The following is a 9,865-nucleotide window of genomic DNA, read 5'->3' on the forward strand; positions in this document are numbered from 1 at the left end:
GTATGTGTTTAATGACCAGTGACCACTGACTAACGACTAATGACTAATGAGTATTTCTACTTCTGTACTGAGTGATTTACTAGACTCACTCCCCCATCTACGACCTCAGTTATATTTTAAGGCTTCACTAACTGCACTCTCCCATGCTATGGAGGATCAGGTTTTAGCCGCTAATTTGGATCGTCCTCTGATTATTGCTAGTTTTCAGAAAGAGCGATTTTACCGTCAAGAAGCCCATCGTTATCAACGACTGGCGGAAAAAAGTAATCAAATATATGTATTATCTGCACCGGAAACGGAGTTTGCTAATAGCTCAGAATATTATGAAAAGATCGCTTTTGAGCATGATGATGCTTTAGCTCAAGAATGGCACTTACTAGTAGTTGCTGATAATTATGCTACTTGCTTAATCTGTAGAGAAAGCTTGGGTTCTCTGGCTAAAAATCAACATACCTCAGAGATGCTCCCTAACTTGGATATGGATACAGCGCAAAGATTTGAGGGGATTTGGACATCGGAAAAAGGAGTGTGTTTAAAAGCTGCCCAATTGTTATTAGATAGAATTCAGGTGTATCGTCCAGATTTAGCGGAAAAAGTTGATGAAGTGTCCAGTCGGTTTGGAATTGGGAAATTAACAGGCAGGTCAGTGATCAATTCTGATCATGAGTATGCTTGTGATCTTGATACTGACCCGTTTGTGCAGCGGTTGGTGACATATCTGCAAGCTAGTCAGTATAAGCTGCATAAAGCTTACCGTTCGATTGCGGCTCAAGCCCAGAAAGAACGGCTGGTAAATTCGATTAGTACAGCAATTAGGCGATCGCTTGATCCACGGGAAATTCTCCAAGTGGCAGCGCAAGAATTAGGACAACATTTAGGAGCCTGTCGTTGTCTAATTTATCGCGCCCAAGCTACAGATGCCAAAGCTATAATTGAACATGAATTTTTGAACTCTAATATCTCATCGGTACTGGGTCAAAGTTGGGAGTTAGAACATAATCCCCTATTTCAGCAGGTGCTACAACAGCTTGAGGGGGTATGTGTGGCTGATACCCTGGGGGACTTTCAAGTCAAGAAATCACCAGCCTTATCCTCGATTGTCAGGCAGTTTGGCGTGCGTTCTTGGTTGATCGAACCGGTATTATATCAAGGGCGACTATTGGGAATTGTGGAGTTACATGATTGCCATTTTCCTCCCCATGAATGGCAACCAGGGGAGTTAGACTTAGTGAAAGCGATCGCTACCCAAATTGGTACAGCCCTGATTCAAGCCGAATCTTTTGCCAATTTAGAAGAACTCAACCAACAACTAGAAGCTTTAGACCGCACCCGGAGTAATTTAATTGCCATTACTGGACACGAACTCCGCACTCCATTATCCACCATTCAAGTTTGTTTAGAAAGCTTGGCTACTGAACCGGATATGCCTTGGGAATTGCAACAAATAATGTTGAGTACAGCCCTTGCCGACTCCGAAAGAATGCGGAAACTCGTACAAGACTTTTTAACCCTTTCTAACTTAGAAAGCGGTCGGGTAGAATGGCATCCTGAATCATTAACCATTCAAGAATGTATAGATTTAGCCCTCAGTCGCTTACGGACACGCTCTAGCCAAGAAAAAATACCCAAAATCACAACTCAAATTTCCGACAACCTACCTTTAGTCAGGGCTGACGGTGATTGGTTAGTGGAGGTAATCGCCAAACTTGTAGATAATGCTTGTAAATTTACTCCCTCTTCTGGGCAAATTATTATTAAAGCCATTAGCAATAGTCAGGAGATGCTAGAAGTCACCGTAGCTGACACAGGGCGAGGAATTGAACCCAACCGCCTAGAAATCGTTTTTGACCGCTTTTATCAAGAGGAAGGGGCATTGCGCCGAACTACCGGGGGAACTGGCTTAGGTTTAGCCATTTGTCGGCAAATTGTCAATGGCTGGCATGGAAAAATTTGGGCAGAGTCCACAGGTAAAGACCAAGGCAGTCAGTTCCATTTTACTATTCCCATTGTGTATGGTAGTCAGGAAAATAATTGACAACTGACAACCAACCAATCACTAAAAACTGTTACAGTCTATAACGCGATCGCAACATAAATCCAGTTCCAATGTTAGTATGCCGTAAAAACCTACAAGAGACAGTTTATGGCAACTTTGACTGGAAAAACCCCAATCTTTGGTGGCAGCACTGGCGGACTACTCACAAAAGCTGATGTAGAAGAAAAGTATGCTATCACCTGGACTAGTCCCAAAGAGCAAGTGTTTGAAATGCCCACTGGTGGCGCTGCTAAAATGGTAAAAGGCGAAAACCTACTTTACATTGCTCGCAAAGAGTACGGTATTGCTTTAGGCGCACAACTTCGCAAATTCAAAATTACCGACTACAAAGTTTACCGCATTCTCCCCGGCGGCGAAACTACCATGATTCACCCTGCTGATGGCGTGTTCCCTGAAAAGGTAAATGCTGGACGTTCTATGGTGCGTCACGTACCCCGCAGAATCGGTCAAAACCCCAACCCTGCACAAATCAAATTCAGCGGTAAAGCTACTCACGATGCTTAATCCTTAGGCAATGGGTGATAGGTAATGGGTAATGGGGAAGAAGAAAAAACTTTGCCCCCTTGCCCATGACAAAAAACTCACTTTTAATTTTTAACTGTTAATTTTTATTATGATTTTTCCCGATTTCGACCAGTTTCAGAAACTTGCTGTCCAAGGTAATTTTGTGCCAGTGTATCAGGAATGGATAGCCGACTTAGATACACCTGTATCCGCTTGGTATAAAGTTTGTGCAGATCAACCTTATAGCTTTTTGCTGGAATCGGTGGAAGGTGGCGAAACTGTGGGTCGTTATAGTTTCTTAGGTTGTGATCCTTTGTGGATTTTGGAAGTAAGGGGTGATAGAACAACCCAAACCCATCGAAATGGTGATCAACAGGTTTTTATAGGTGATCCGTTTACAGTTTTATCTGAATGTTTAGCACCATATCACCCAGTAAAATTACCGGAATTACCTTCAGGTATTGGCGGTTTATTTGGGTTTTGGGGCTATGAATTAATTAATTGGATTGAGCCGCGTGTACCAATTCATGCTCAAGATGAACGCAATATACCCGATGGATTATGGATGCAGGTAGACCAGTTATTGATTTTTGACCAGGTAAAACGGAAGATTTGGGCGATCGCCTACGCAGATTTACGTGATCCAGCCGGGTTAGAGGTAGCATATAAAAAGGCGAGCGATCGCATTCAGGAAATGGTCAGGAAGCTATCTTTGCCCCTATCACCAGAAAACACCAAATTAGCTTGGACAGCCCCTGGAAACAAGCCTAAAGCGGGCATAGAGGACTATACCAGCAACTTTACCCGGACAGAATTTTGCGCCAGTGTGGAAAAAGCCAAAGCACATATTAAAGCTGGTGATATTTTCCAAGTTGTCATCTCACAACGCTTATCCACAGAATATACAGGCAATCCCTTCGCTTTGTACCGTTCTCTGCGGCAAATCAATCCTTCGCCTTACATGGCTTATTTTAACTTCCAAGACTGGCAAATTATCGGTTCTAGTCCCGAAGTCATGGTGAAAGCAGAATGTAATGATGAAGGGGAAATTATCGCCACAGTCCGTCCCATTGCGGGAACTCGACCAAGAGGGAAAACTACAAAGGAAGATGCCGCTTTAGCCGCTGATTTACTTCAAGACCCCAAAGAAATCGCCGAACACGTCATGTTAGTTGATTTAGGGCGCAATGATTTAGGGCGGGTGTGCAGCAGTGGTAGTGTCAAGGTTGATGAATTAATGATTGTTGAACGCTACTCTCATGTTATGCACATTGTGAGTAATGTGGTGGGTAAGTTAGCACCGGGTAAAACTGCATGGGATTTATTAAAAGCGTGCTTTCCTGCTGGGACTGTCAGCGGTGCGCCTAAAATCAGGGCGATGGAAATTATTAATGAGTTAGAACCAAGTCGCCGGGGTGTATATTCGGGTGTCTATGGATATTACGATTTTGAAGGACAATTGAATAGTGCGATCGCCATCAGAACTATGGTATTACATAATCAAACGGTAACTGTCCAAGCTGGTGCAGGTTTGGTGGCTGATTCTGACCCAGAAAAGGAATATGAAGAAACACTCAATAAAGCTAGAGGGTTATTAGAAGCTATTCGTTGTTTAAGGTGAGTTTCGCGCAAAGATACAAAGGAGCAAAGACGCAAAGTTTAAGAGTTTAGATTTTCGGCGTTGCTGGTTAAGAGTATGATTTTGTTATGCCTACGGCACGCTGCGCGAACACGCAGAGGCGCTCCAGTCGCAGAGAGTAAGAGTTTGAAATCATTGATTTTTCAATTTCATACCCTAATTCAGCAACGCCAGATTTTCCTGATCAATACTGGAGTTAAACTATGATACCAGCTATTAGTAGACCTTCAACTTTACTTGGTCGAATTCAAGTTGAAAAAGTAGATAAATTCAATTTATTTAAATTTACTGATGAACTCCAGAAGCGAATGGAAGAACTTTTGGAGAGAAAAAAAGCTAATTTACTAACTTCAGAAGAAGTTATAGAATTGGAAGCTATTGGAGAGTTAGACAGAATTTTCACTCACATCAATGCGATGTTAGTAGCTCAAGTATGACTAAGTAATTGGACAAAAATATTTACAGTCATTGCGAGCGAAGGGAAGCAATCACAACCCTGGCGATTGCTTCATTTCACTTCGTTCCATATGGCTAACGCCACGCAACGCTTACGCAATGACATTGTGTAATTAATTCTGTCTCACTACTTATTGCTATTGAAGCAATTCGTTGTTTAAGGTGACTTTTAACCAATTGAATCCCAGCAGGAGAATAGAGATATGAGTATTGTGATTACAGATGAAGTTTTGCAGACAATTCAAATGTCTGACAAAGAATTAGTTCAAGAAATAGCAATTTTGCTCTTTGAACAAGAACGGTTTACTTTAGGACAAGCGAGTCATTTTGTAGGTATGAATCAACTTGAGTTTCAACGATTACTTGCTAGTCGAAAAATTCCCATTCACTATGATATTGCTGAATTTAGGGAAGATGTAAAGAGTTTGAAAGCTAATAATTGGCGATGATTATTATTAGCAATACATCACCTATCAGTAACCTAGCTGCGATTGGACAATTAACTTTATTGCAGCAACTTTATGGTAAGGTCATTATTCCACAAGCAGTCTATCAGGAAATTCTCGCTTCTGGTAGTACAGATCCAGGTACATTAGCACTTGAAACTCTCAATTGGATTGAAGTTAGACCAGTTACAAATATTGTTCTAATTCAGACTCTACAAACAATTTTAGATCCAGGTGAAGCAGAAGCGATCGCTCTTGCTGTTGAGTTAAATGCTGATAGACTGATTATTGATGAGCGAAAAGGTAGAAATGAAGCAATAAAGTCTGGTTTACAGGTTACTGGACTCTTAGGTGTTGTACTAGCTGCTAGACAACAAGGGTTTATTCCACTGGTAAAACCTATATTAGATGATTTGATTGCTAATGGTTTCTGGATTCGTGAACAGTTGTATGCAGAAGTTTTATTAGTTGCAGGAGAATAGCAAACGTACAAGATAAAATCATATCAATCCGCTATTACTCAAAATCAAGAGGATTGAATGTTATTGAAGATTGTGCGCTATGACGAACATAGAGAATATAGACAATATCCCCTTCAACAGTAAAAATTACACGATATTTATTTCTTCCTTTTCCATATAAAAGTTGTCTTATTTCTTCAGGAAAATCATCATTTTCTCTAGCAAAAGTGCAACGTTTAGGTTTATCTTGCAAAGTAGCAATAGTATCCATTAAATCCCTAAACCATTGATCTGCATAATCTGGATTATGTTGTTTTAACCAAAGATATGCAGCTTCTATTTCTAGTTTGGCATTACCAGTTAATTTAACCTGAAATTCCATGTTTTTGGTGCATTTCTTCAATAAACTGATTTAGAGATTGTGTATTACCTGTTGCTATATCTTCTAATCCTTTCTTTATACCGATGAGAGTTTCTAACTTTTCCAAAGTATCAAGTAATTGTTGATAAGCAACAGCATCTTGTACTACTAATTCTGCTTTTCCATTCACTGTTAAAACTATAGGATTTCCAGTTTCTTTCATCTGACTAATCAGTTCATTCGTATTGCGTTTAAAGGTTGAGAGTGACTGAATATCTTGACTTAAATTAATCATGAGAATTACTCCGCACTAAATTTGCGTCTAATTTAATCTTATCACACAAACGAAAAAGTAACTGTTCACACCCCCCCTATCTTTAACGAGAGATCAAGGGTTTCGATAATTTTAGAGGGGGTGTGAATAACTACACGAAAAACTGCTATCGTAAGTAATGGGACAGAATTAATTACACAATTGATTTTTCTGTTCCCAGTTAAGAGTTCCCTGTTCCCTCTCTCAACGAGTGAATTTAATTTTGTCCGACTACTTAGCAGAAAGTTGTGAAGCTATTTTTACGATCAACTTATGAGTAATTTGATTTTTTCTTCGTCTTTTGAATATATTTCTTGTTTAATTATTTTTTTGTCTTCCTCTAAGGATTCTGGATTTAATTGTAAGTCATTATAATATGAATTTTTGCCGGGAATATATGATTCTGGCAAGTTATGAGGCTGCACGACATAAATATTTTTAACATCCAGATGATCATCAATTTCCAATAAATATTGAAATCCATCAATTGGTGATAACACTAAATTTCGTAAACTAAGTTGGTTCTACCGTTCCCCTTATGATTAAATATTCCTTTCATATGTCCAAAACCATTACTGTATATGGGTTTTGTCTAAATTAAGAGCGATCGCTTATTTTTGAAGATATTAAACCCTCAAATCCAGTTAGAGCAAGGGTTTCGATGATATTTTTGATAAAATATCATAAAGGGAGCGGTAGAGCCACTAAGTTCACCCTCCAAATACTTTATTAATGATTTTCTCTTAACTCTAAAAACCAACCAGCGATTGAATTTATCATCTACATCACACCAATTATAAATATAAAAGTCTCCATGTTCACTTTTAAATACTGACAGTAGTGAACCGTCGAAATAGCTTAGATCAACTATGTAGGTAAGATTTAGGGGGAATTGATTAAACTGACATCCTAATACGGTTTCCATCACACTTTACCTTGGATTGTATAAAACAGCAATGATCTCAAATTTATTACTCCTATTTTATTTCTAAAAATGTTGAATCTTGCAACAAAACTTTATCTATCTGTTGTAAAAGTGATTCTAAATTAGCAGAATTATCTAAAACCACATCAGCACGAGCAATTTTTTCCGCAATAGGTAATTGACTATTAATTCTCGCTGCTGCTTGTTCCGCTGTTAAATTATTCCGTTCTATTAATCGCTGTTGTTGCTGTTGTGGGGAACAAGATACCACCCAAATTTGATTAACTAGATTTTCTAAATTAGCTTCAAATAATAGGGGAATCACTAAAACTAAAGTATTTGCAGATGATTCTTTAATAGCTTTATCAAAACAATTTCTTACATAAGGATGAATTACCCTTTCTACCCAATAACGTTCTTCCGGTTGATTAAAAATAATTTCTCCTAATTTGGATCTATTTAAATTACCATCACTTAATATGATTTCTCTACCATATTTTTCAGCAATTTGTGACAAAATAGGAGAACCGACAGATACCGCGTCTCTCGCATAAATATCTGCATCTAAAATCGGTAAATTGTAAGTTTTAGCTAAGTAATTAGCAACTGTACTTTTACCTGTCGCAATTCCACCAGTTAAACCAATTAAGTTTTTAGTCATTGGTTATAATACTAAATTAAGATGAATCTTCATAGAATCAGATTTTAAGATTTATTGAACGCAGATAAACGCAAATAAACGCAGATAAAGAGGGATGAATTAATGGATTTCATGATTCTGTGCCACCTCACATAAGGTTGGTATTAGTCATTAGAAAATTCAGCTATGATTTGTACATTTAATTATGGCATTTGTTAAACCTTCTAAGGTATATTCTTCTGCTTCAATATCTACTCTCCCAAATACAGTTTGACAGGTTTTTGAAGTTTGGGGACCAATGGAAGCTATGCAAACTCTGGCTAAATTTTCGGGATTGTAAGTAAATATATGCGCTGTTAATTGCGAGAAAAATAGCACTGTTTTAGAACTGGCAAAGGTAATAATATCTACAGTATTATTAACTAAAGCATATTCAGCCGCAGGAGGGATACTTTGAGGACAGCAAGATTCATAAGCGGGAACTTCAATTACTTCTGCACCTTTGCTTGTTAATTCCTTTACTAATACTTCTCTTCCACCACTTTCAACTCTGGGAAATAATATCTTTTTACCTATTAGTGATTCGGGAAAGTTTTCCACTAAGGAATCAGCAACAAAGTTAGGAGGAATAAAGTCAGCTTGGATATTTTGCTTTTGTAAACTTTGGGCTGTTTTTTCCCCAACAACAGCAATTTTTACACCAGCTAAAGCATTTTTATCTTGACCGGATTTTGCTAATCTCTCAAAAAAGTATTCTACACCATTACTAGAAGTGAGAATTAGCCAATTAAAAGTTGATAAATGCAAAATTGCCTGATCTAAAGCGTCCCAACTGCTAGGGGGTCCAATTTCTAAAGTTGGCATTTCTATCACATTAGCACCTGCGGAGGTTAAGCGATCGCTAAATTGATGAGATTGTCCGACAGAACGGGTAACTAAAATGGTTTTCCCAGCAAGGGGAGAAAGATTGTAATTCACGGTTGACATTAAATTTGTCGTCTTAATAATTTTTGGTTTCGCGCAAAATCAGTAGGTTGGGTTGACGCAAGGAAACCCAACATTTCTTATATCTCAATATTTCCTAGACTTAGTTGGGTTTCACTTCGTTCTACCCAACCTACAATTAATTTTAATACATTTTTACAAATGGAAGATTTATATTTTTTCATATTACAGGTAATCGCGTAATCGCACAACTTCACCAATGACTATAACTGCGGGAGAGAGAGATAAGTCAGCGGTTTGTTCAAGGATATTTCCCAGTTCTCCTGTCCAGATTTGTTGACGAGGTGTTCCAGCCCAACGGATAATAGCAATCGGTGTAGAATAGGATTTTCTATATTTTATCAGTTGATGGATTATTTCTGGTAAATTTTTCCCCCCCATCAAAATTACTAAGGTTTCTAATCTTGCTAATGCTTCCCAGTTTAAAGTTTCTGGTTGATGGGCTGTACAAACTGCAAAACAACGACTAATAACGTTATCTGTGAGCGGAATTCCGGCTAATAATGGTGCAGCTAATGCAGAAGAAATTCCCGGAATGATTTCAAATTCACAACCTGCATTTTTTAAAGCTGCAATTTCTAAAATACAGCGCCCAAATATGAAAGGGTCTCCCGATTTTAGTCGAATAACTTGCTTTTTTTCTAAACAATATTTTACCAATAAAGCGTTGATTTCCGTTTGGGAAGTGCTGGGTTTACCTCCACGTTTACCAACATCTATTTTTAGGCAATCAATAGGAACACAATCTAATAATTGACTATCAACTAAAGCATCATAAACCAATACCTGGGCGGATGCTAACAGCCGATAGGCTTTAACGGTTAAATATTCTACATCTCCAGGACCCGCACCAACAAGATACACCTTACCCATTTCCTTACTGACATTTATTAAGTACGCAGGCAAAACTAATTATATAAGTAGTCGGACAAAATTAAATTCACTCGTTGAGAGAGGGAACAGGGAACACTTCGCTCTCTCTTCTAGAATTCCTTACTATACTGAGTATAGTAACGTAGTATTGTACATTGTGCATTGTTTTTTCCCTGTCTTAGGGAA

General features: G+C 38.4%; 10 protein-coding genes and 1 pseudogene. 6 read left to right on the forward strand and 5 right to left on the reverse strand.

What is annotated here, in order from left to right; translation table 11 throughout:
- Positions 1–46: 46 nt before the first annotated feature.
- From FJR37_RS10240 to FJR37_RS10265, 6 genes are all read left to right on the forward strand, one after another.
- A complete protein-coding gene (locus FJR37_RS10240) occupies positions 47–2,035 on the forward strand; it encodes a DICT sensory domain-containing protein (protein ID WP_039202713.1) in 1,989 nt (662 codons plus the stop codon).
- 108 nt (positions 2,036–2,143) lie between these two features.
- Positions 2,144–2,560: a photosystem I reaction center subunit II PsaD gene (locus FJR37_RS10245; protein WP_015079642.1), complete on the forward strand. Its 417-nt coding sequence runs from the start codon at positions 2,144–2,146 to the stop codon at positions 2,558–2,560.
- A gap of 109 nt (positions 2,561–2,669) precedes the next feature.
- On the forward strand, positions 2,670–4,181 hold the full coding sequence (gene trpE / locus FJR37_RS10250) for an anthranilate synthase component I (protein WP_168465958.1): 1,512 nt from the start codon (positions 2,670–2,672) through the stop codon (positions 4,179–4,181).
- Positions 4,182–4,402: 221 nt separating this feature from the next.
- Positions 4,403–4,636 (forward strand): hypothetical protein, encoded by a 234-nt coding sequence (locus FJR37_RS10255; protein ID WP_168465959.1) that lies wholly within the window; start codon positions 4,403–4,405, stop codon positions 4,634–4,636.
- Positions 4,637–4,858: 222 nt separating this feature from the next.
- Complete coding sequence (locus tag FJR37_RS10260; protein WP_039202717.1) at positions 4,859–5,104, forward strand: UPF0175 family protein; 246 nt, start codon at positions 4,859–4,861, stop codon at positions 5,102–5,104.
- A complete protein-coding gene (locus FJR37_RS10265) occupies positions 5,101–5,583 on the forward strand; it encodes a DUF3368 domain-containing protein (RefSeq protein ID WP_039202718.1) in 483 nt (160 codons plus the stop codon). Before FJR37_RS10260 ends, FJR37_RS10265 begins: the two co-directional genes overlap by 4 nt.
- A 34-nt stretch (positions 5,584–5,617) precedes the next feature.
- Here the strand turns inward: FJR37_RS10265 and FJR37_RS10270 are convergent, their stop codons facing one another.
- From FJR37_RS10270 to cobA, 5 genes and pseudogenes are all read right to left on the reverse strand, one after another.
- Positions 5,618–5,944, reverse strand: a complete 327-nt coding sequence (locus FJR37_RS10270; protein WP_039202720.1) for a type II toxin-antitoxin system RelE/ParE family toxin — start codon at positions 5,942–5,944, stop codon at positions 5,618–5,620.
- Complete coding sequence (locus tag FJR37_RS10275) at positions 5,928–6,218, reverse strand: type II toxin-antitoxin system Phd/YefM family antitoxin (protein ID WP_039202721.1); 291 nt, start codon at positions 6,216–6,218, stop codon at positions 5,928–5,930. Before FJR37_RS10275 ends, FJR37_RS10270 begins: the two co-directional genes overlap by 17 nt.
- A gap of 284 nt (positions 6,219–6,502) precedes the next feature.
- Entirely contained in the window at positions 6,503–6,736 is a 234-nt protein-coding gene (locus FJR37_RS10280; protein ID WP_039202722.1) for a hypothetical protein, read from the reverse strand.
- A gap of 477 nt (positions 6,737–7,213) precedes the next feature.
- Positions 7,214–7,822, reverse strand: a complete 609-nt coding sequence (gene coaE / locus FJR37_RS10285; protein ID WP_168465960.1) for a dephospho-CoA kinase — start codon at positions 7,820–7,822, stop codon at positions 7,214–7,216.
- A gap of 159 nt (positions 7,823–7,981) precedes the next feature.
- Positions 7,982–9,679, reverse strand: a pseudogene (gene cobA, locus FJR37_RS27695) (uroporphyrinogen-III C-methyltransferase).
- Between the last annotated feature and the right edge of the window lie 186 nt (positions 9,680–9,865).

Origin of the sequence: Aphanizomenon sp. UHCC 0183, assembly GCF_009712065.1 — a bacterium.
In the GTDB taxonomy this organism is placed as follows: Bacteria; Cyanobacteriota; Cyanobacteriia; order Cyanobacteriales; family Nostocaceae; genus Dolichospermum; species Dolichospermum heterosporum.

What these genes read in the sequence shown, in the direction of transcription:
- FJR37_RS10245 (WP_015079642.1), top strand. Translation starts at nt 2,144, where the DNA reads ATGGCAACTTTGACTGGAAAAACCCCAATCTTTGGTGGCAGCACTGGC.
- coaE (WP_168465960.1), bottom strand. Translation starts at nt 7,822, where the DNA reads ATGACTAAAAACTTAATTGGTTTAACTGGTGGAATTGCGACAGGTAAA.
- FJR37_RS10240 (WP_039202713.1), top strand. Translation starts at nt 47, where the DNA reads ATGAGTATTTCTACTTCTGTACTGAGTGATTTACTAGACTCACTCCCC.
- FJR37_RS10270 (WP_039202720.1), bottom strand. Translation starts at nt 5,944, where the DNA reads ATGGAATTTCAGGTTAAATTAACTGGTAATGCCAAACTAGAAATAGAA.
- FJR37_RS10255 (WP_168465959.1), top strand. Translation starts at nt 4,403, where the DNA reads ATGATACCAGCTATTAGTAGACCTTCAACTTTACTTGGTCGAATTCAA.
- FJR37_RS10275 (WP_039202721.1), bottom strand. Translation starts at nt 6,218, where the DNA reads ATGATTAATTTAAGTCAAGATATTCAGTCACTCTCAACCTTTAAACGC.
- trpE (WP_168465958.1), top strand. Translation starts at nt 2,670, where the DNA reads ATGATTTTTCCCGATTTCGACCAGTTTCAGAAACTTGCTGTCCAAGGT.
- FJR37_RS10260 (WP_039202717.1), top strand. Translation starts at nt 4,859, where the DNA reads ATGAGTATTGTGATTACAGATGAAGTTTTGCAGACAATTCAAATGTCT.
- FJR37_RS10265 (WP_039202718.1), top strand. Translation starts at nt 5,101, where the DNA reads ATGATTATTATTAGCAATACATCACCTATCAGTAACCTAGCTGCGATT.